Genomic DNA, 19,279 nt, shown 5'->3' on the forward strand with positions numbered 1-19,279 from the left:
AAAAAAGAGCCGCTTTAGGCTCTTTTTTATTTTAATCATTTCTAATTTAATAGTTTTTCTAAATCGATCACCTCATCTGCCAGTTCCATTGCATAAGGTGAATGCGTAATCATAACCACAGATGGAACGACTTGCTGAATATATGCAAGTATATCTCTTGCAGTATCTAGGTCTAAAGCTGCGGTCGGTTCATCTAATATAATGAGTTGTGGGCGTGCTAATAGACCTCGAAGGATACAAATCCTTTGCTTTTCTCCCCCTGAAAAATTCTTATAAATTTCAGTGAGGTCATCATCGAGCGTTAACTGATGCTTTTTCAAAATATGCGATAGGTTAAACTGCTCAAGCATCTGAATTAAGTAAGAATCTTCATATATATGCTGAGAGTTATAAATCAAATTTTCTCTTAAAGAATAAGGGAAAATAACAGGTTGCTGGGCAACATAGACCACTTCATCAAAAATATGCTTAGAAAAATTATGACTAATATCGATATTTTTATAAAAAAGCTGCCCTGACTGAATTTGATATACCCCCATTAAATAATTCATCAGAGAAGTTTTACCTAGCCCTGTTTGGCCAATCACGACATACGTTTTATTAGCCAAGATTGTTAAATTAAAATGATCTACTGCCCTTTTTCCTAACAAAAATTTAGCATTTGTAAATTGGAATAAGACTTCAGAATGTTGAATGGTAGATGATGTATATTGCTCTTTCTTGAGATTAAAATACTGTCGGTATTTTGCTAAAGCCACAAAGTTGCCATTTAACCGCATCAAACTTTGGGAAACAGCCAAAAATGGATTGGTGAGTTGAATAATATAAGTACTTATCAATACGAAAGCCCCAGCTGTCAATTGCTTGTCAGTTGAAAGAAATACGGTAAATAACATAAAAATAAGTAAGAATAGAAAGATCATAAACAACTGAGAAATCATCAATAATCCTATTTTCTTATTCCTATCTTTTGCAGTTTTGATATATAAATTTAGAGTGTCATTAAATTTTGATAACTGAAACGGCACTGCATTTTTTACTTTAATTTCATAGGAGTTAGATATTTGATGTATTAAATGACTATTCACTAAATTGTCTTTTTCATACATGGCATCGAATAGTGAACTACTTCTTTTATTTATATGAAAAGAAACAATAAAAATAATAATAGCGACCAATAAAAAGCTAATACTGAAAAGTAAACTAATGGTTGTAAACAAAACCGCAAAAATCATCACCAATTGAAAAATAATTGGTCCTAAATAAAAAGTTAACGTTAAATTAATCTCACCAAAAGCAGTACTTCCTCTTTCAAGATCACTCATTACTGTTCCAGCCTCAATTTGATCTTGTGCATCTTTTTTAAGATTTAAATAATTTTTCAATCCTGCAGAAATTAATGATCCTTTGAAATCGACCATCAAATAAGCCCCAAAAATATTTTGTGTCCAATGGCATAACTCATTGACTAACCATGCGGTCGCGTAGGCAACTACAAGTAGATATAAAAAATTAAATGGGAGTTGAATATTGAGTAAAAAATTATATTCGTGTGCAGAATAATCGATAATAATTTTTAGCAAGTATGGCAATAAAGTCGTAAAAAATGCCGCAAATACCACTAATAAAAACATAAGAAACATACTACTTCTTTGTTTCTTATAGTTTTCTTTAGAAATATTCCATATAAATTTATAGTTCTGAATATCTTGCGAACTTAATAAAAACTTCATTTATCTATCTTTTTTCTATTAAAACGAGTTAAAAATAATTTCATTACATAAGAAATATCATAACTTGTCTTATTTATTGTTCTTCATGTTTTTTGTTTAAAATTAGATTTTCAAATTTTTAAATAAGATAAATTCACTATATAAAACCAAATTCTTCATATAATTTTGAAAAGACTTTAAAGTTAATACACCACATTACGAATAAATTTAAGCACTTGATTACCACTATTAATATAAGTGTAAGTTACTGAACTGGCATATATAATTGAAGAACCGGCAGCTATGGTTTTTGAGCTATCTGCAAATTGTATGGTTAGCTCACCTTCTAATACATAAATAAGCTCTTGCCACCCTTCTGGGTCCGCTTCAGCAATATAAGACTCCCCTACTGCCAAAGACCATGTCCAAAGCTCAACTTGGCTGTGGGATGGAACTGAAGCTAGTAAAGTTGCTTTGCTTTCTTCTTTTTCGCCTTGCCAAGCAAGTACATTAACCAACGCATGTTCTTTATGCTCTGGTGCACTTACAATCGTTCTAAAGTTTACGCCCAACACTATCGCAATCGCATCGAGCTTAGCTAGGCTGATATTGACTTGTCCTGTCTCTAAAGCAGCAATAGTACGTCTACTTACACCCGCCTGGTCTGCTAATTCCTGTTGGCTTAAACCACGCTCATCTCTTAATGAACGAATATTTGTGCCTACGTGCTGTAAAACGGTACTCGACTGGCTCATAGAATAGGTTAGCAAAGAAAATTTGAGCAATATATTGCACAAAACAGAAGAATAGCGCAATATGTGCAGTATATTGCACAATTCATTCTAATTTTGAGTATGTCACCAATTTCTTTGAGTTCAAGCAAAGCCCCACAGTTAGCACTCGTTTTGATTACTATGATTTGGGGCGGAACATTTCTTACTGTGCAATATGCACTGAATTTTACATCGCCTATGTTTTTTGTAGGCTGCCGCTTTGCTGTAGCAGCACTAACGTTATTGCTTATTTCATTCAAAAGCATGAAAGGCGTTACGTTAAAAGACTTAGGTGCTGGTAGTGTGATTGGTCTAGTCATTGTGGGCGGCTATGGAACTCAAACAATTGGCCTGCAAACCATTCCGAGTAGTGAATCGGCTTTTTTAACGGCGCTTTATGTTCCGCTTGTTCCTATTTTAATGTGGCTCATCTTTAGAAAGACACCACATGCCATGACTTGGGTGGGTGCAGCTCTAGCTTTTACTGGTCTTGTTTTATTGACAGGGAATGGTTTTGAGCAAATTTCATTAAGTTTTGGGCAGCTTTTAACAGTACTTGGCTCAGTTGCGATTGCTTTGGAAATTATTTTTATTAGTTACTTTGCTGGCAAGGTAAATTTACGCCGTGTAACCATCATTCAGCTCGCTGTCGCATCTCTACTTTCTTTTGCCATTATGCCTATGGTGGGTGAACACACAATTCCAGCATTTTCATGGCCGCTTGTACTTACAGCTGTTACATTAGGTTTAGCAAGCGCACTGATTCAATTTGTAATGAACTGGGCTCAGCGTATGGTTGACCCTTCACGTGCTGCAATTATTTATGCAGGAGAACCTGTTTGGGCAGGAATTATTGGCCGAATTGCAGGTGAGCGTTTACCAGTTATTGCTCTTTTTGGCGGTGCTTTAGTGGTGTTAGGTGTCTTAGTCAGTGAGCTAAAACTTAAGCTACCGCTTAAGAAAAATAAAAGAGTTCGAGAATAAAAAAGAGAGCTTAACGCTCTCTTTTTTATTTATTAAGGTTGGTACATCGGGCGGTTATCGTTTAATGCAATCAAGCCGCGAATGGCACGATATACAATCCAGATCCATGCCGCGGCAATGACACCTACACAGAATACGGTTGAAGAGATCGCAACGCCTGCAAATAGATCGGTATTTTCGCCTGTAAAGAACAAGAAAATAAACGGCAAAAAGGCAATAATATTCCAAGCCAAATACCACCAGAATGTTCTGATTTGCCATGTAAAGTGGCTCGCAAAAATTGAACCTTGTACATCGGAACGTTTTACGTAGTTAATAATTAAAGCAATAATCGCAAGTAAACCGCCCGTAAAAATGGCAACAATATAAAGTACATACAAAATAAGTGTTAAAGTACGATTTGGATCTTGGTCGATAGAACTATTCATTTTTATACCTCTCAAGTGTAATAAAACAATTTACTTTTATGATCCCCGCAAAACGTTTAAAGGAGAAATTAGCCACAAAATCAAAAGTAAATGAAAGAATATGGTACAAAAATAAATCTTACGAAATGGTTGTTTTTGTGTTTTATGTCTCAGTTTTTGTTGTGCCCACCACGCAGCTGGCCAGCCTCCTAAAAAACTTACAATGTGCAAAGTCTGTTCAGGAACACGGCGATTGCCTAGTTGTGCAGCCTCTTTATCTTGTGAATATAGCCAATAACTTAAGACATTCATCATTAAGATAAACAATAAAGTATAAGCTGGCAGAACATGCATAAAGCTCATAATGCCCATTAAAACAAAATAAAATACGATCCCCATTTGCATAGCAGACCATGGTTTTGCTTGAAATGAAGATTCTGTTTTTGTTGACTTAGAAACTTTACGAGTTTGAGATGCCTTCAAATAAGTGACTTGCTGGGCACGAAAACGGCCTCGTTCATCCAAAATGACCAAATATTCTAGTGCACAGCCAATAATTGGCCGAGGACCGGGGCGTGCAAAATCTTTGATATGCAAAAAGACTCGCTCTTTTTCAGCATCATCCGGCTGAATAAAGCCATAACCCTTTTCGTCGAACCATTCGACTAAACGCCCCTGATCTCGCATCTTTATTCCTTTTATGCTTTTACATGACTTAAACGGTCTTGCATCATTGCTCGCATTTCTTGCGGATCTTTTTGCAAAATGTCGTCGCCTGTACGTCCTTCTTCTTTATTTTTTTGAGCAACTTGCAAACGCATTGACCAGAAACGGCACGCTGCCATTGCTAAGAATACATCTAAACATTCAAGTTCATCTGAAGTAAGCACTCGAACTTTTTGGTATGCCGCTAAGTAAGCTGCCACTTTGTCTGTGTTTAAATGTGCTGCTGGATATTCGGTACAAAAATCATTGATGGTAATCGCAATATCAAACAGTAATTCATCTTGATTTAACTCGTAAAAATCTAAGATACCTTGTAATTGATCACCTTCAAACAATGTATTGTCGCGGAACAAGTCTGAATGAATAAAACCTGTTGGTCGGTTCGAATACTGTGCTGTTTTCGCATTGAAAGCTTGATAAACCTGCTCAAGTAAAGCTTGGTCATCTTGAGACATATTTGGCTTAAGCTGCTCTGCAACGCCTGTCCAGTATTGATGATCGCGTCGATATTCACGCTCAAGCGGAAAATCTTGTAAAGCCACATGCAGTTTCGCTTGTGCATCTGCAATTGCCGCAACTTGTGCTACTGTGGTTTGCATGGGATGGTGTCCCATTAAGCGTGGTGCAATCTGTGCAGGCTTTTCTGCAATAACGTGAACCGCTTGGCCGCTATGTTTTAATGGCACGGCAACGGGTACATCATGAGTGCCTAATTGTTCAAGTACCGGAATGAGTTCGCCCGCCCCTTTGGCATCTAACTCTTCAAATACAGTCAATACATATTGTTTGCGGTTTGCATCTACCAAAAAATAATTGGTGTTTTGAATACCTCCCTGAATTGGGTTCAGCTCCAACACCTCTAATCCATAAGGTGCAGCAAAGGTGCGAACTTCATCTAAACTCAACGGGGTATAAACCGACATGGAAAACCTGCAAAAAACATCTGTGAAGTTTGATAGAATACCTCTTCCCTCCATGAAGGTGTAGCGCCTGTGTAGGAACTTTCACCAACGGCGATTATTTTTGGAAAAAGCTATGCTTGCTAAACGTATTATTCCTTGCCTAGACGTTGATAACGGACGCGTAGTTAAAGGCGTTCAATTCCTCGATATTCGTGATGCAGGCGACCCTGTTGAAGTGGCACGTCGCTATAACGAACAAGGTGCAGACGAAATTACTTTCTTAGACATTACCGCTACACATCATGGCCGCGATACCACTTACCGTACTGTTGAACGTATGGCCGAGACTGTATTCGTGCCCTTAACTGTCGGTGGTGGAGTACGTAAGGTTGAAGATATTCGTGCGTTATTAAATGCCGGTGCAGACAAAGTGAGTATTAACTCGGCTGCCGTATTTAACCCTGAATTTGTTCAAGAAGCCTCACAGCATTTTGGCGCGCAATGTATTGTGGTTGCGATTGATGCTAAAAAAACTGGCGACAACAAATGGGAAATCTTTACTCACGGTGGCCGTAAACCAACGGGTATTGATGCGATTGAATGGGCTGTAAAAATGGCTGACTACGGTGCGGGTGAGTTACTCATTACCAGTATGGACGCCGACGGCACTAAAGCAGGTTACGATATTGCTTTAATGCGTGCCATTAATGACCGCGTGACTATTCCAACGATTGCCTCAGGCGGTGTAGGTAACTTACAACACCTTGCAGACGGTATTTTACAAGGTGGTGCCGATGCAGTATTGGCAGCAAGTATTTTCCACTTTGGCCAATATACGATTCCAGAAGCTAAACAATATTTAGCTGAACAAGGCATCGAAATGCGCTTGTAAGCTTATTTATATTTAAAGGGGCAATATGCCCCTTTATTTTTTTATGCAGCGCCATCGACCATATTGATATCACTAACGAGTTGAGGCTTTTCTTTTTTCTCGACCCATTTTGCAGGGAAAATTTTTTCTACAGCTTGAGAGAGTGGTCTAGCAAGCATAGTAGGCAACCTTATCCCCAAAGGGTTTTGTTCTTTTAGGTCTGCCGAAGACACCACTCGTGTTCCCATCACATAATCAAACCAAGGTTTGGTCACGCACCAGTTGGCGTCTTGGTTCGAGTTCATATGGTGGTCGTAATGCCACGGAATTTTACGCTTTGCCCAGTCAGGCTCTAAATGTGCACGGCGATGAATATAGTAATAATTTCCTGCACTATACCAAGCTGCAAGCGCCATACCTTTTGAAAATGGGTAAAACATTGCACTTGAAACGGTTGCCACCACAGCAAGTGAAATTAACTCATTTTTAGTACGCCAGTTACTAACACCTTCAACATAGCAATCATCATGAAATTGTTGTTTACAGACTTCACGATGGTGTGCCCAATGGGACTCCATGCTTCTTGGTACTGGGCTATAACGCGGTTGTCCAGCACGGTGTACACCATGCAAAATATATTTATGCGCCACCCATTCAAATGCATTCGCAACTGCAATTCCTGCAATAAACCCTTTTAGCATCGCCTTACTCCTTTTTCTTTTTATTTAGAATATAAAATTCGCTATGCTAGGTATTGACCAGAATTTATGGTTTCATTGACAAATCACGACAAGAAAGAGGTGGTCAGGGATGCCACAACTAAAAAATTATACCGGCTCGGTATATGGAGGACTAGGACATCTATTAAAAGCTTATTGCGAAGCTAATGGCTTAGCTATTCCGGAACAATTAGAACAAATACAAAATCTGGAACGCTTTGACTATGTGGTTTGGCGTGATCTATTAGAAGTCATTTATAAACTCGACCCGAAGCCGGGTTTAGGGCTAGAAATTGCCAAATATGTGCAACCCAAACACTTAGGGATTATTGCCTACCTTGCTCTCTCTTGCGATAACTTAGGTGAAGCTTTAATTCGCTATCATGACTTTCACCGCCTAATTTATGACGGAAGTCCTTTAGTAGTCGAGTTACAAGGTCAATATGGCTCTATTCGCTGGGAAGCGACTGAGTTACACCCGACTCAACTTACCGATGAAATCGCGATTGCACTGGTGATTCAATTCTTACGTCTTTTTATGTCTCATGAAGATGTACACTTACATGAAGTACGTTTCTTAAATGCTGCCCCTAAAAATATCAGGATTTACGAGCAGTACTTTCAATGCCCTGTTCGTTTTAGCCAGCCCCGTACAGAGTTACTTATTCCAATTACTGAAATTCATAAACCGCTTAGCAGCGCTGACCACACTCTACAGCAGCTATTGGTTCAGCAAGCACAAGCACTTTTAGAACAGTTACCCAATTCGACTCAACTTGATCAACGTTTACAGCATTCAATTTTGACTGGCTTACAAAAAAATCAGTACCAAATTGAATATATTGCCAAGCAATTAGGCTTGTCTGTTCGGCAACTTCAACGGCATTTACAACAGCAGAACACCACCTTTCAGGAACGTGTTCAGCAAGTACGCTTTATGCTCGCAACCGAGTATTTAAAAGATCCGCATTTAAGCCTACAAGAGATTGCACTTTTGCTGTGTTATTCAGAACAAAGCGCATTTCAAAGAGCATTTAAGCATTGGACCAATCAAACACCGCAACAATGGAGAGATCAATTTTTAGACAAAGAATAACCTACCAAAACTTACAAATCTTTTCTTGATTAAAACAACACTGAAAACAAAAATTTCATATAGTCACATGCTTAATTTTTTGTGACATATTTCACATTAATTAAAAAATAGATCAATAGATGAGTAATCACAATGAATAAATATTTTGCTGAATTCCTAGGTACGTTTTGGCTAGTCTTTGGTGGTTGTGGTAGCGCAGTGTTAGCCGCAGCTTTCCCTGAACTTGGTATTGGCTTTGCAGGTGTAGCCCTTGCCTTTGGTTTAACCGTACTCACTGGTGCTTATGCTCTAGGGCATATCTCTGGTGGACATTTTAACCCCGCGGTCAGTGTCGGTCTTTGGGTCGGTGGCCGTTTCGATGTTAAAGATTTAATTCCATATATTGTTGCGCAAGTGGTTGGTGCGACTGCTGCTGCATTTGTTCTTTATATTATCGCTCAAGGTCAAGCTGGCTTTACTGGTGTGGGCGGGTTTGCAACCAATGGTTTTGGTGATTTATCGCCAAATAAATTTGGTTTAGGTTCTGCTTTTATTATTGAAGTGGTACTTACTGCGTTCTTCTTGATTGTTATTTTAGGATCAACACATGGTCGTGCGCCTGCTGGTTTTGCACCTATTGCGATTGGTCTTGCATTAACGCTTATTCACTTAATCAGTATTCCGGTTACAAACACTTCTGTGAACCCTGCACGTAGTACAGGTGTTGCATTCTTTGCTCAAACTGGTGCTTTAAGTCAGCTGTGGTTGTTCTGGGTAGCGCCGATTTTAGGTGCTGTGATTGGTGCAATTATTTATAAGGTAGTTGCTGGAGACAAGGATTAATTCTTTATATCTATAGCCTTAATATGCTATCGCGGTGGGGTGACATGGATGTCACCTGTTGAGCAGGGGTACACGGAAGTACCCTCTGATCAACAAAGACTTTTGCTTACTTTTGGTCTTTCAAAAGTAAGAAATGTCTATGCAAACTCAATAAGACCTAACGTGGTACTAAAGACTGTATGGCAACATGACTATGCTAAACATCACACATAAAATGTATAAATTATAAAAACGGATTATTCACTTCTTGTTCAGCTGGACGTTCAATTTTCTCAGGCAATTCTTCTTTTTCCAAAGCTGCAACCACATCATTTAAAAAGCTCTGTAGTGCTTTTGCCTGCTCTAACCCAACTTTGTCTTTGGTAATTTGCAAATTGCCATAAATGCTCACGCAATCGACATCATTTTCTAATGTTAAATCTTCAATTGAAGAAGACTCTGTACCCTTTTCAAATGGCTTAAACATAAGTGTTGTCTCGTTGTTATATGTTGATAGTGTAATACGACCAATCTATAAAAAATCAATCAAAATTAAAAGTGCCGATAAAATTAAAAAAGCACCCATCAAGATATTAAAATATTTCAAACGGTTGCCGTGATTGAGTAGCACTGAAAATTTATCACCACAGAATCCCCAAAAGAACAAGCATGCATAGCAGGTGAAGAAATAAATAATAATAAAGATCGGCAACGACTGCGGGTTTTCAATGCTAGTAAACATGGTAATGCCCGACACACAAGCCAACCATGCTTTAGGGTTCAGCCACTGTAACAAGAAGCCATCTTTAAAATTGGGAATGATCATCTGTTCTAGTGAAACACTAGAAATAGAAATATTTGCTGCAGAAAGAATAATTTTTATTCCGATATAACAAACAAATAGCGTTCCACAAATGGCAAGAATTTTTAAGACAACAGGAAATTGGGTTAATACACTTTGCAGCCCAAACGCCATAAATATTAAAAGCAAGGTAAAACCAATCGTGGCACCTGAAATATAGGGAAGTGATCTTTTTAAACCATGATTTAAGCTGGTTGATAAAATAACGGTATTGACGGGACCTGGGGTAATCGACATCGCAAAAGAAAAAAGAAACATCGAGGCAAACATTGTTATTGTCCTTATTTGAATAAATAGATGAATAGACAGATCTGTATATTCATCTTATTGTATTGAATAAGAACTGTACGACAATGCCTGCAAACGATTTATTTGATGATTTGCAAGAAATAGTTCACCAAAGCTTCTACTAGCTGTTTCACAATGGCTTTTCTGGTTTCTTCATCAATACTTGGAACTTTAGATTCCATAGGCTCAGAAGACGTGCTTTTCTGCTTTTTAAACTGGTCTTGTAATGCGTGGATCTGATCTGCACTTAAGTCTTGTTCACACTGGCTTTCTCCATCCCAGTGTAAATAGTCTAACTTCTGGTTTGGCTTAACTTGACTCGATATTAACGGCAGACGATAAACATTACGTTTTTGTTGTTCAGTTAACTGAGGAAACAGGTTAATTCCTAACTTTTCCTCTAAATAACAAACACTCACAACCTTAACCTGTTGCGAGTTGTTATTTGGTGCATAGTAAGCGCCAATTGCACCTGTTTTAGGATAATACACAGCCTTATACACTGCGCTTGGAACAATAACACCACGTCCAATCGTTTTGAGTCGTTGACCTTCAAAGATTGGTCCTGTCACAACATATGCATCTTGCTTTTGCTTAGTAACCACTGCACGAGTGGCATCTTCAAGCTTACGCCAAACTTCCTGATTATTTTTGGGTGCCTGTGGAACCATGTTACTCAGCGAAAAACTATCGAACTGCGAGTCCTTAGTCGGCATATCGCCATTTGGTGACATATGTCCACGGTCATAGCCTGAGCCACGATAATCGCTTAAAAGTGAACGGTGGCGCTCAGGAACACGTGTTTCTTCGTGGAAATTATCTTCACGTTTAATTTTAGTGCTTAAACGTTCAGGACTAAGATATTCAGCTGACCATAACGGCGTTTTAGACATCCCCGAGTACAAAACATTGAAGCCATTAAAGCACAGCGGATAACTGTCTTTTTTTAAACTTTCTTTATTTAAAGCAGGAGGAATTTCGCGATAAAACTGATTGAGACAAGTCGAGTTGGTACTTAAGGGCGAAAACCACTGTGAAATCTTTTCACTTCCAAAAGCAATTGCAAAACTTCCAGCAGCAACACAAGCAAGAATAATCTTGCCAAAATGCTGACTTAGAGAGAATGAATTTGTACCTGTACTACGTTTTTTACTTGCCATGTTTCTATCAATACCACTGTCCATATGCAGCTTAACAATCCTGCTTTTTTAAGTATATCGCTTAACTTTCAAATGGTTAAAACATGGTCATCTTTTTTGTAACTCTATTTCTTGTTCGGTAACAGTTTGTTGGCCTTGTGAGGAACTTTCACTATTGAATTGGGTTAATTGCGTATCTTTCATTGAAAACGACCAATCGCTTATGACATGGTTAGCTCCACAAATTTGGATAAAAATATAAACGGAGTCCATTTAATGATCCATTCAAAGATTATTGGTATTGGCGTAATTGCTGGACTGTGCAGTATGGCAGCCTTAGCTGAACCTGCGGTCCAACCCGGTGAGACTTTAGAAAGTTTATCTAAAGTAAAAGTGACTACAACCGTCAATGGCCAACCTGGCTCTATTAGTGATTTAGTTAAAAGTGGTCAAGTACAACCTGTTTCTGCTGCCCCAACAGGTGCTGCTCCTACAGGTGCTCCTATTCCAGCCGATGTACCGCCGGCTCCTCCTGCAGATGTACCACCAGCACCTCCTGCGGGCGGTGAAATGGCTGCTCCAGCACCACAAGACCCAAATACACCGCCACCACCGGCTAACCCTAACCAGTCAGCAGACCCAATGGCAAAAGATGGTGCATTGCCAGCAGATGCACCTATGCCACAAGCTCAATAATCAGAGCCATAAAAAAACCAAGACTTACGTCTTGGTTTTTTATTACATCAAATTTCTATATTTCGATTTGACTACCTAACTCCACCACACGGTTGGTTGGAATTTGATAGAAGTCACTCACCGGACTGGTATTACGTTGCATCGAAATAAACAGTTTTTCTCTCCACGGCGACATACCATCACCCACCGAGTGAACAATACGATCGCGCGAAATAAAGAAGCTGATATGCATTAAGTCATATTCAAGACCTAACTGCTCATAAGCTTGCATAAGTGCTTTCGGTACATTCATTTCATCTTTAAAGCCGTAGAAAATTTTAATACGGTAGAAATGTTCAGCTAAAGCTTCTGTTGTAATACGCTCTTCTGGTGCAACAAAAGGTACATCTTCAATCACCACAGTGACCAAGATATTACGCTGATGCAGTACTTTGTTGTGCTTAATGTTATGTAGCATGGCATGCGGTACAACGTTTGGCGTACCTGTCATAAACACGGCATCACCCGGTACCCAGTGCACGCTATTACCAATACTTTTTACAAACAAATCGAGCGACAAAGTATCGTGTTCAAGCTTAGCAAAAGTAAGCTCACGGCCACGTTTCCATGTCATCAAGATAGTGACTGCAATACCACCAATGAGTAATGGCACCCAACCGCCTGACAACACTTTAAGTGAAGTTGCTGCGACTAAAACCGACTCTAAAATAAAGAATGGAATAATCAGTAACACCACTTTTGGCCAGCTCCATTTCCACGCTGAGTAGATAAAGATGGAAACCAAAATCGTGTCACACAACATGGTTAAGGTCACTGCTAAACCATAAGCACTTGCCAAGTTTGAGCTGGTTTTGAAAATCAGAATTAAGATAATAATTGCGATTAAAAGTAACCAGTTTAAGAACGGCACATAGATCTGACCTTCTTCAGACTCAGAAGTATGTTTAATACTTAAACGTGGTAAATAACCCAATTGAATCGCTTGGCGAGCAAGAGAGAATACCCCAGAAATTACAGCTTGAGAGGCAATCACTGTTGCCATGGTCGCCATAATAATCATTGGGTAAAGTGCCCACTGCGGTACCAGTAGATAGAACGGGTTTTCAATTGCCGCAGGGTCACGAAGTAACAATGCGCCTTGTCCTGCATAGTTTAAAACCAAGCATGGCAACACCACAAAGAACCACGCAAGACGAATCGGAACAGGTCCAAAATGCCCCATGTCGGCATAGAGCGCTTCACCACCTGTTACTGTTAGCACCACAGCACCCATCACAAAAAACGTCATGACTGGATGATGGTAGATAAACTGAATTGCCCAATGTGGACTAAACATGCCGAGTACAATCGGTGTTTGAATGACGCTATGAAGGCCTAATGCACCTAAAGAGATAAACCACACAAGCGTAATTGGACCAAAGAACTTACCTACAAAGGCCGTACCATGTTTTTGAACTAAAAATAACGTCACAATAATGGCAATTGCAATTGGCATAATGAACGGGTCAAAAACGTTGGTTGCAATAGACAACCCTTCGACCGCAGACAATACCGAAATGGCTGGGGTAATAATACCGTCACCAAAGAACAGTGATGCCCCAATAAAACCAATCGCAATCATGTAGATTTTTTTGTTGTCGGCAATTTTTGCTTTACGCAAATTCAATGCAAGTAAGGCCATAATACCGCCTTCCCCATTGTTATCTGCACGCATGACAATTGCGACATACTTGATGCTGATAATCAGCATTAAGCACCAAAAAATAATGGATAAAATTCCTAATACGTTTTCAGGCTGAATTCCCAAACCATGGGCAGCATGGAAGGACTCTTTCAAGGCATAGAGCGGACTTGTTCCGATGTCTCCAAAGACCACCCCAAGAGCTGCCAAAGCCGTGGCAGGCAAGGTCGCTTTTTTGGCCGTATTTTGCATTGTGTAATTAAACCAATATGATTTTTAGCGCAATCTTATCACCTCTATTATTTTTTTTCTGTAATGCTCGTCTTAAATCTTGGCAGAACCTAATTTTTTAGTTACTATCGCACGCCTTGGTGAGGTGTCCGAGTGGCTGAAGGAGCACGCCTGGAAAGTGTGTATACGTTTGCGCGTATCGAGGGTTCGAATCCCTCTCTCACCGCCAGAATTCAAAAAGACCTAAATCGTTTTGATTTAGGTCTTTTTTTATTTTTAATAAAAATTAAAAGTTTAGTTATTAGCTAAATGTTTAGAAACATCCTTAGCGACTTGTACAGCAATATCATCCCACGCTTTATCTAATAAAGCTGTTTGTGAAGTACCACCAATTTTTGGATCCTTTAACTTAGAGTTAAATGTATTCGTCCATTTCTGACCTTTATATTCAAAGGTAGCAACTAAAGTTACATTTGCCACATCAATTGCAGGAGTAATATTGAACATACCAGCTGAGTATTCAAAGCCAGATTTAGCCTTTTCAACCGTAATCGTTAATGGGCTTCCATTTGGTGATAATTTTGCTATCTGAGCAATCGCTTCTTCTATACGACTCGATAGAGCTACGCCTGTAGGAATACGTGTTCTAGAAGCACTTCCTACAAAACCGTCTGCCCCTTGAATATCAATACGTTGAGGGAAAGTATCTGGATTCCATTTGATATGTACAGTATCTTGCACTTTTGGCAGAGCTGATAATTCTGAAACAGACGTATAGTTTAGACGGTTGTTAAAAGGTAAATTGATCGCGCACCCTGTTAATGTAGTTGCTAATACTAATGCACTTAAACTGAGTAGTTTTTTCATACTTTGAATCTCATGAGTTTTAGAAAATAAAAATTGGTTATCTCGAATTAACTTAATCCAAATCGAACACTTCTAATGACTCTACATAAGGCAAAATAAGATATTCATGATGAGATAAATGTTGTTCTAGCGAGTGATGCGTTGTTTGATTGAATTGATAAAAGCTGCTCAACTCATTAAGTAATTGAGGCGTTTTATTTGCATCAAATTTTGGTGTTTTCATAAAGAATAATAAGCTTGCCCCTAAACCCACATACTCTAAGCCATAGTTTTGATTTAAATGCTCAATCAAGCTAAAAGATTCAAAAGGGTTCAAATCACAACTAAAATATCCATTGAGGCATGCTGCAAATTTTTGAGTTTCAGTTTGACTAGTGACTAACTTTACTTGAATAACATCATCTAAAATTTTTTCGGGTTCAGCATTGATCTGTAGCAGAGTTACTTGATCTTCATCGCTAAACTTAAGTTTTTTAGGCAAGTCATTAAAGCCTATATAATTTTCTGGCTTTAATAATTGTTCTATATGATATTGAAGCTCTAAAGGTCGAGTATTTTCCCAACTTGCTTCACTGTCATCTTCAACGAGTTCTGTGGTATCAAAATAAAGTCCATCTCCCATTGAAGCATGCATAGAGGTGTATTGGCACTGTCCTATATCTTCTAAAAGTAATAATACTTTTTTAGGTAAATGCTTCTGCTTAACTTCTGAATATAAGTTAGTAACATCCTTCCATGAGCTGATTTCACTGATTGTTGCGTAGCATATTAATTCATAAGCGTCGTCAGTTATAAGGGAATTTTCTTTTTCTTTAATATCAAGAATAGTCATAAATTTTTAAATTTAATCTATATTTAGCGGACATTTATATCATAAATAAATTGTATATTTAACTTAAAACCTTAATGTAACTTTTTAAAAATCTTCTATATAAGAAGCCCAAACTCTCACGTTTAGGCCTCTCTACCTTAAAACCTTACTTAGACAACGCTAATAACTTCTGAACATACTCAATCGCATTATTTGCTACATCTTGATGAGTCGGAACATCGTCATCTTCTGAAGGGTTTGTGTCTAAACCATAAAATGCATGAAGTGGTTGATAGTCCGCCCCAACATATAAGGCAGTGAGCTGAAAAGAACTAAAAACTTGGTCCAACGTAAGTTTATATTCACCCTGCTCTGAATAAATATGTTCTTGACCACCCGCAGATACAGCCAGCATAAACTTCTTATTTTTAACTTTGTCACCTGTTGAACCGTAAGCCCATCCATATGTTAAAACTTCATCAAGCCATTGTTTCAAAAGTGGTGGACAGTTAAACCAATACACTGGAAATTGAAAAACTAAATTTTCGTGTTCTTCTACAAGCGCTTGTTCTTTGGCAACGTCAATTACGCCATCTGGGTAGGCTTGATAAATTTGGTGAACCGTAAATTGGTCTGGGTATTTTTCTAATTCCTCTACCCATCTTTTATTTACAACAGATTGGTCTATGTGAGGATGAGTAACAATGACTAATGTCTTTTTCATTATGAAAACACTCTTATCGGAAAGTTGATAAATCGATTATAGAAGTGTGCTTTCCTAAATATAAGTACGGTAATTTATGTTATATACTATACTAAAAGATAGTGTAGATTTTAAAAATGACTGAGTGCATTCCTTCATATACACCATTAGAAGATACGGGTTTTGGCTATACCCTTTCTTTGATTAATGGCAAATATAAAATGATTATTATGTATTGGCTGTATGAAAAAAATGTCATGCGTTTTAATGAGATGCAACGCTGTATTGGCAATATTTCATTTAGAACACTCAGCAATACGCTTAAAGAATTGGAAAGAGATGGACTGATTACTCGCAAGGAATATCCTCAAATTCCGCCAAAAGTTGAGTATCGACTTTCAGAAAAAGGGCAATCTTTAATTCCTTTATTAGATATGATGTGCCAATGGGGCGAGCAAAATAAGCCGTCTTAGTTTTATAGACTTAAAGTGATACTAAATATGAGAAATGAATTAAGAGAAATTTTTATTAAGGGATGCGACGATAAAATTGAAAAGAAGGGAAACAATGTCGGTCTATCTTTTTATGCTTTTTTTAAAAATAAGAATGATAACCCTGAGTTGCTGATGGAAGCAGCGCATTGGTGGATTATGGAGCATAAATTAGATCACTTTGAGAAGGCCGTTAAGATTAAACAGATGGTTTTGAGTGAGCGCTAGAAATTAAAGTTATCTAAATGATAGAAAAGCCGTATTTGCTACGGCTAAATTTTTTATTATATCCATCAAAATAAACATCTCCTTAACTTATATACTTTCTTCGCATTTAATTAAAAATAATAGATTAGTAGCAGTTAAATGTAGCGCATAACTTGTTAAATATTCAGGAACTTCTTTTATTTCATGTCCTTGTCCATGACCACCTTCTTTATTCCGTATTGTAGGTACACCACTTTCTAACAAAATATTCAATGAAGAAAATTGATTCTGAAGATATATAGGAACTAACCCATTATTCAAACAACTATTAATTAATTTTTTGGCGGTATCATTTGGATTAAATGGCCAAGAATGTTTTTTATGGATAGATTTCATTAAGCTTTCAAAAGCTTTAAGACATTCATTTAAGCATTCTTTATATCTCTGATGCCGATAATGTTCATGTGCAGATAAAAATTCGGCAAATGCTCCTTGGTAATCTCGGTCTTTTCCAAGAAGTTGAAGAACAGGCTTTACAACCTCAGAATGTAAAAATTGTGAATCAACCCTAATTAGCTCATCTTGCTCAAATTGATATCCAACACCAGCTTCTTTAAACCTTATATTTAGTTCCTCAATTGCCTTATCAGGTGTTTGTTTAGAGGAAAAAAACTTATGTGCATTTTCTCTCACATACTTGTTAATTACTTTAAAAAATATTTCAATAACATCTAAACAATACTCATGTTTTTTTTCATTCAATAAAAAGTCAAATATAACCTTATGATCACTTTCATAGTGTTCACCTAAAGAAAATCGCCCATATTCTTTACATAAAGTTTTATGTATAAACTCATATACTTGGTGTGCAGAGGGAGAACTCTCGTTACCTAATACATCTCTTATAATATGAATAATTTGAATCTTGAGAGTTTTAGGAATATCGTCATATTGATAAACATCTGGAATTTCTCCCCGTAATTTTTTTTGTCTTTTTGAAAATAGATCAAATATACTCAATTTATGGACCTCAAATTTGATAATTTATTAAATAAGAAAGATGTCATCTTTATAAAAATTTATTACAGTTAATATCAAGTATTTTATAAAAAAATTCAAACATATATTTTTTCTATTAACTTAAGATAAATAAATTATAAATTTCTAAAGTTCATTAGAAAAGATAATTATAAACTACAAAGCCCAACTCCCGTCGGGCCTTGCCCCCATCAAACCCGACTTAAAAAATAGTCGAGCAATGCATCCCTTTCATCGGTGTTATTAGTTCCTAAAAGCTGAACCATTGCTCCATCAATCACAAATAAAAACATATGCGCATCTTCAACTGTAGCGGCAGGCTTTACGGTTAAAAGGAGTTTATGAATTTCCTGAATAAGCCAGTTTCGGTAATCAATAACCACTTTATAAGCCGATGGATAATGCTTTTCTATTTCAAAAATTGCTTTAAAAGGCAAACGATAAAGCCCGTCTGAGTCAGCATGTAAAAAGAAAATTCTCTTGAGTTTATCGAACACCATCAGTTCACGGTACGAATAGATCGTAGAAAACACCTCTTCTTTTAAAGCGTCTGTTTGAAAAGTTAAGCTCATCTGAATGAGTCGTTCTTTGGAGCGAAAGTAGTTGTAAAAGGTGCCTTTATTGATTTGGGATTCGGCAATAATTCGGTCTACCCCGACTTTGTGAAACCCATATTGGTTAAATAAATCTTTTGCCGTGTGGAGCACTCGCAATGCTCTAAATGAAGCGTCTAAATTTTTCATGTATATCGCTTAAAATAATTTTTTGTTGTAAATAAAAGAGATAGAAATGCCGTCACTCTTAAATTGAGCGCTAAATACAGGCGTGCAAAAGCAGCACAAAAAAGGTGTGCTCGCCTATCTCAGGTTTTATTGTTGCTATGATTTTTTAGTCGTAATGACCTATGGCTTAAAACCTAGAGTCGGTTAAACCGTTTTAAAGACCAGTGGGATGTAGATGTAAAGATTTTGGCAAAGGTTGCCAATGAGAGAGATAAAATAGTACGCATGTGCGAACTCCTTGGGTAATTAAGAAGCTTCGCCACATCACTGCTAAATGATTATGGTGGCGAAACGAAAAGGGGTTAGCAGACTGATTTACCCAAAAATCAGCACATCCGAAGATGTCCCCCTCCCGTTCCGCCGCAGAGAGGGACACGTAGGGATGCCCACAAAAAAGAGAGACTTTTTCGTGTGCGTTGGGTAAATACGGCCTGCTAAAACCGACTGGCAATGTGGCCAGCAGGCAAAGGATAATCCGCGTGTTTTTAAGTG

The 19,279-nt window shown here is 37.8% G+C and carries 22 protein-coding genes and 1 tRNA gene; 8 read left to right on the plus strand and 15 right to left on the minus strand.

The window, feature by feature from the left end; genetic code table 11:
- Positions 1 to 41: 41 nt before the first annotated feature.
- Positions 42 to 1,733 (minus strand): ABC transporter ATP-binding protein, encoded by a 1,692-nt coding sequence (locus tag ABLC00_RS17290; RefSeq protein ID WP_006582520.1) that lies wholly within the window; start codon positions 1,731 to 1,733, stop codon positions 42 to 44.
- A gap of 182 nt (positions 1,734 to 1,915) precedes the next feature.
- Positions 1,916 to 2,467: a helix-turn-helix domain-containing protein gene (locus ABLC00_RS17295; RefSeq protein WP_006582519.1), complete on the minus strand. Its 552-nt coding sequence runs from the start codon at positions 2,465 to 2,467 to the stop codon at positions 1,916 to 1,918.
- Between the two features lie 99 nt (positions 2,468 to 2,566).
- Here ABLC00_RS17295 and ABLC00_RS17300 point away from each other — a divergent pair, with 99 nt between their 5' ends.
- The gene (locus ABLC00_RS17300; RefSeq protein ID WP_025466880.1) at positions 2,567 to 3,469 is read left to right on the plus strand and encodes a DMT family transporter; all 903 of its coding nucleotides are present in this window, start codon (positions 2,567 to 2,569) and stop codon (positions 3,467 to 3,469) included.
- 32 nt (positions 3,470 to 3,501) lie between these two features.
- Here ABLC00_RS17300 and ABLC00_RS17305 read toward each other — a convergent pair whose 3' ends face one another.
- The 3 genes from ABLC00_RS17305 to ABLC00_RS17315 are packed head-to-tail and all read right to left on the minus strand — an operon-like array spanning position 3,502 to position 5,525.
- Positions 3,502 to 3,897 (minus strand): membrane protein, encoded by a 396-nt coding sequence (locus ABLC00_RS17305; RefSeq protein ID WP_001088855.1) that lies wholly within the window; start codon positions 3,895 to 3,897, stop codon positions 3,502 to 3,504.
- Positions 3,898 to 3,933: 36 nt separating this feature from the next.
- A complete protein-coding gene (locus ABLC00_RS17310; RefSeq protein WP_006582517.1) occupies positions 3,934 to 4,563 on the minus strand; it encodes a DUF1294 domain-containing protein in 630 nt (209 codons plus the stop codon).
- A gap of 11 nt (positions 4,564 to 4,574) precedes the next feature.
- Positions 4,575 to 5,525 (minus strand): homoserine kinase, encoded by a 951-nt coding sequence (locus tag ABLC00_RS17315; RefSeq protein WP_006582516.1) that lies wholly within the window; start codon positions 5,523 to 5,525, stop codon positions 4,575 to 4,577.
- A gap of 112 nt (positions 5,526 to 5,637) precedes the next feature.
- Here ABLC00_RS17315 and hisF point away from each other — a divergent pair, with 112 nt between their 5' ends.
- Positions 5,638 to 6,396, plus strand: a complete 759-nt coding sequence (gene hisF / locus ABLC00_RS17320; RefSeq protein WP_000880078.1) for an imidazole glycerol phosphate synthase subunit HisF — start codon at positions 5,638 to 5,640, stop codon at positions 6,394 to 6,396.
- Between the two features lie 41 nt (positions 6,397 to 6,437).
- On the opposite strand, the gene ABLC00_RS17325 is transcribed toward hisF, so the two are convergent.
- Positions 6,438 to 7,076: a hypothetical protein gene (locus tag ABLC00_RS17325; RefSeq protein WP_006582515.1), complete on the minus strand. Its 639-nt coding sequence runs from the start codon at positions 7,074 to 7,076 to the stop codon at positions 6,438 to 6,440.
- Between the two features lie 109 nt (positions 7,077 to 7,185).
- Here ABLC00_RS17325 and ABLC00_RS17330 point away from each other — a divergent pair, with 109 nt between their 5' ends.
- Entirely contained in the window at positions 7,186 to 8,190 is a 1,005-nt protein-coding gene (locus ABLC00_RS17330) for an AraC family transcriptional regulator ligand-binding domain-containing protein (RefSeq protein WP_006582514.1), read from the plus strand.
- A gap of 132 nt (positions 8,191 to 8,322) precedes the next feature.
- On the plus strand, positions 8,323 to 9,012 hold the full coding sequence (aqpZ, locus tag ABLC00_RS17335; protein WP_002052229.1) for an aquaporin Z: 690 nt from the start codon (positions 8,323 to 8,325) through the stop codon (positions 9,010 to 9,012).
- 223 nt (positions 9,013 to 9,235) lie between these two features.
- On the opposite strand, the gene ABLC00_RS17340 is transcribed toward aqpZ, so the two are convergent.
- The 3 genes from ABLC00_RS17340 to ABLC00_RS17350 form a co-directional block, all read right to left on the minus strand.
- A complete protein-coding gene (locus ABLC00_RS17340; protein WP_000476056.1) occupies positions 9,236 to 9,478 on the minus strand; it encodes a hypothetical protein in 243 nt (80 codons plus the stop codon).
- 45 nt (positions 9,479 to 9,523) lie between these two features.
- Positions 9,524 to 10,123 carry a LysE family translocator gene (locus tag ABLC00_RS17345; RefSeq protein ID WP_006582512.1) on the minus strand — a complete coding sequence of 200 codons (600 nt, stop codon included), beginning with the start codon at positions 10,121 to 10,123 and terminating at the stop codon, positions 9,524 to 9,526.
- Positions 10,124 to 10,221: 98 nt separating this feature from the next.
- Positions 10,222 to 11,301, minus strand: coding sequence for a DNA/RNA non-specific endonuclease (locus tag ABLC00_RS17350; protein WP_031953453.1), 1,080 nt, complete (start codon positions 11,299 to 11,301; stop codon positions 10,222 to 10,224).
- Between the two features lie 255 nt (positions 11,302 to 11,556).
- On the opposite strand from ABLC00_RS17350, the gene ABLC00_RS17355 reads away from it, so the two are divergent.
- Positions 11,557 to 11,976 carry a hypothetical protein gene (locus ABLC00_RS17355; RefSeq protein ID WP_006582510.1) on the plus strand — a complete coding sequence of 140 codons (420 nt, stop codon included), beginning with the start codon at positions 11,557 to 11,559 and terminating at the stop codon, positions 11,974 to 11,976.
- Positions 11,977 to 12,031: 55 nt separating this feature from the next.
- On the opposite strand, the gene ABLC00_RS17360 is transcribed toward ABLC00_RS17355, so the two are convergent.
- Positions 12,032 to 13,909: a potassium transporter Kup gene (locus ABLC00_RS17360; RefSeq protein ID WP_006581027.1), complete on the minus strand. Its 1,878-nt coding sequence runs from the start codon at positions 13,907 to 13,909 to the stop codon at positions 12,032 to 12,034.
- A 118-nt stretch (positions 13,910 to 14,027) separates the two neighbouring features.
- On the opposite strand from ABLC00_RS17360, the gene ABLC00_RS17365 reads away from it, so the two are divergent.
- A tRNA-Ser gene (locus ABLC00_RS17365) sits at positions 14,028 to 14,117 on the plus strand.
- A 65-nt stretch (positions 14,118 to 14,182) separates the two neighbouring features.
- Here the strand turns inward: ABLC00_RS17365 and ABLC00_RS17370 are convergent.
- The 3 genes from ABLC00_RS17370 to ABLC00_RS17380 all read right to left on the minus strand — a co-directional run bounded on the left by ABLC00_RS17370 (position 14,183) and on the right by ABLC00_RS17380 (position 16,290).
- A complete protein-coding gene (locus ABLC00_RS17370; protein WP_022576025.1) occupies positions 14,183 to 14,755 on the minus strand; it encodes a hypothetical protein in 573 nt (190 codons plus the stop codon).
- Positions 14,756 to 14,807: 52 nt separating this feature from the next.
- Complete coding sequence (locus tag ABLC00_RS17375) at positions 14,808 to 15,587, minus strand: hypothetical protein (RefSeq protein WP_033846224.1); 780 nt, start codon at positions 15,585 to 15,587, stop codon at positions 14,808 to 14,810.
- Between the two features lie 145 nt (positions 15,588 to 15,732).
- Positions 15,733 to 16,290, minus strand: a complete 558-nt coding sequence (locus tag ABLC00_RS17380; RefSeq protein WP_033846225.1) for an NAD(P)H-dependent oxidoreductase — start codon at positions 16,288 to 16,290, stop codon at positions 15,733 to 15,735.
- 116 nt (positions 16,291 to 16,406) lie between these two features.
- On the opposite strand from ABLC00_RS17380, the gene ABLC00_RS17385 reads away from it, so the two are divergent.
- On the plus strand, positions 16,407 to 16,742 hold the full coding sequence (locus tag ABLC00_RS17385; RefSeq protein ID WP_005300806.1) for a helix-turn-helix domain-containing protein: 336 nt from the start codon (positions 16,407 to 16,409) through the stop codon (positions 16,740 to 16,742).
- Between the two features lie 27 nt (positions 16,743 to 16,769).
- Complete coding sequence (locus tag ABLC00_RS17390; RefSeq protein WP_033846226.1) at positions 16,770 to 16,988, plus strand: DUF6500 family protein; 219 nt, start codon at positions 16,770 to 16,772, stop codon at positions 16,986 to 16,988.
- Positions 16,989 to 17,075: 87 nt separating this feature from the next.
- Here ABLC00_RS17390 and ABLC00_RS17395 read toward each other — a convergent pair whose 3' ends face one another.
- Positions 17,076 to 17,987 (minus strand): STM4504/CBY_0614 family protein, encoded by a 912-nt coding sequence (locus ABLC00_RS17395; RefSeq protein ID WP_005130654.1) that lies wholly within the window; start codon positions 17,985 to 17,987, stop codon positions 17,076 to 17,078.
- Positions 17,988 to 18,196: 209 nt separating this feature from the next.
- Positions 18,197 to 18,748, minus strand: coding sequence for a TetR/AcrR family transcriptional regulator (locus ABLC00_RS17400; RefSeq protein WP_005130652.1), 552 nt, complete (start codon positions 18,746 to 18,748; stop codon positions 18,197 to 18,199).
- Between the last annotated feature and the right edge of the window lie 531 nt (positions 18,749 to 19,279).

Origin of the sequence: Acinetobacter nosocomialis, from assembly GCF_041021905.1 — a bacterium.
Classification (GTDB): Bacteria; Pseudomonadota; Gammaproteobacteria; order Pseudomonadales; family Moraxellaceae; genus Acinetobacter; species Acinetobacter nosocomialis.

What these genes read in the sequence shown, in the direction of transcription:
- aqpZ (WP_002052229.1), top strand. Translation starts at nt 8,323, where the DNA reads ATGAATAAATATTTTGCTGAATTCCTAGGTACGTTTTGGCTAGTCTTT.
- ABLC00_RS17390 (WP_033846226.1), top strand. Translation starts at nt 16,770, where the DNA reads ATGAGAAATGAATTAAGAGAAATTTTTATTAAGGGATGCGACGATAAA.
- ABLC00_RS17330 (WP_006582514.1), top strand. Translation starts at nt 7,186, where the DNA reads ATGCCACAACTAAAAAATTATACCGGCTCGGTATATGGAGGACTAGGA.
- ABLC00_RS17355 (WP_006582510.1), top strand. Translation starts at nt 11,557, where the DNA reads ATGATCCATTCAAAGATTATTGGTATTGGCGTAATTGCTGGACTGTGC.
- ABLC00_RS17375 (WP_033846224.1), bottom strand. Translation starts at nt 15,587, where the DNA reads ATGACTATTCTTGATATTAAAGAAAAAGAAAATTCCCTTATAACTGAC.
- ABLC00_RS17380 (WP_033846225.1), bottom strand. Translation starts at nt 16,290, where the DNA reads ATGAAAAAGACATTAGTCATTGTTACTCATCCTCACATAGACCAATCT.
- ABLC00_RS17385 (WP_005300806.1), top strand. Translation starts at nt 16,407, where the DNA reads ATGACTGAGTGCATTCCTTCATATACACCATTAGAAGATACGGGTTTT.
- ABLC00_RS17325 (WP_006582515.1), bottom strand. Translation starts at nt 7,076, where the DNA reads ATGCTAAAAGGGTTTATTGCAGGAATTGCAGTTGCGAATGCATTTGAA.
- hisF (WP_000880078.1), top strand. Translation starts at nt 5,638, where the DNA reads ATGCTTGCTAAACGTATTATTCCTTGCCTAGACGTTGATAACGGACGC.
- ABLC00_RS17290 (WP_006582520.1), bottom strand. Translation starts at nt 1,733, where the DNA reads ATGAAGTTTTTATTAAGTTCGCAAGATATTCAGAACTATAAATTTATA.
- ABLC00_RS17350 (WP_031953453.1), bottom strand. Translation starts at nt 11,301, where the DNA reads ATGGCAAGTAAAAAACGTAGTACAGGTACAAATTCATTCTCTCTAAGT.
- ABLC00_RS17370 (WP_022576025.1), bottom strand. Translation starts at nt 14,755, where the DNA reads ATGAAAAAACTACTCAGTTTAAGTGCATTAGTATTAGCAACTACATTA.
- ABLC00_RS17310 (WP_006582517.1), bottom strand. Translation starts at nt 4,563, where the DNA reads ATGCGAGATCAGGGGCGTTTAGTCGAATGGTTCGACGAAAAGGGTTAT.
- ABLC00_RS17315 (WP_006582516.1), bottom strand. Translation starts at nt 5,525, where the DNA reads ATGTCGGTTTATACCCCGTTGAGTTTAGATGAAGTTCGCACCTTTGCT.
- ABLC00_RS17360 (WP_006581027.1), bottom strand. Translation starts at nt 13,909, where the DNA reads ATGCAAAATACGGCCAAAAAAGCGACCTTGCCTGCCACGGCTTTGGCA.
- ABLC00_RS17295 (WP_006582519.1), bottom strand. Translation starts at nt 2,467, where the DNA reads ATGAGCCAGTCGAGTACCGTTTTACAGCACGTAGGCACAAATATTCGT.
- ABLC00_RS17340 (WP_000476056.1), bottom strand. Translation starts at nt 9,478, where the DNA reads ATGTTTAAGCCATTTGAAAAGGGTACAGAGTCTTCTTCAATTGAAGAT.
- ABLC00_RS17345 (WP_006582512.1), bottom strand. Translation starts at nt 10,123, where the DNA reads ATGTTTGCCTCGATGTTTCTTTTTTCTTTTGCGATGTCGATTACCCCA.
- ABLC00_RS17305 (WP_001088855.1), bottom strand. Translation starts at nt 3,897, where the DNA reads ATGAATAGTTCTATCGACCAAGATCCAAATCGTACTTTAACACTTATT.
- ABLC00_RS17300 (WP_025466880.1), top strand. Translation starts at nt 2,567, where the DNA reads ATGTCACCAATTTCTTTGAGTTCAAGCAAAGCCCCACAGTTAGCACTC.
- ABLC00_RS17400 (WP_005130652.1), bottom strand. Translation starts at nt 18,748, where the DNA reads ATGAAAAATTTAGACGCTTCATTTAGAGCATTGCGAGTGCTCCACACG.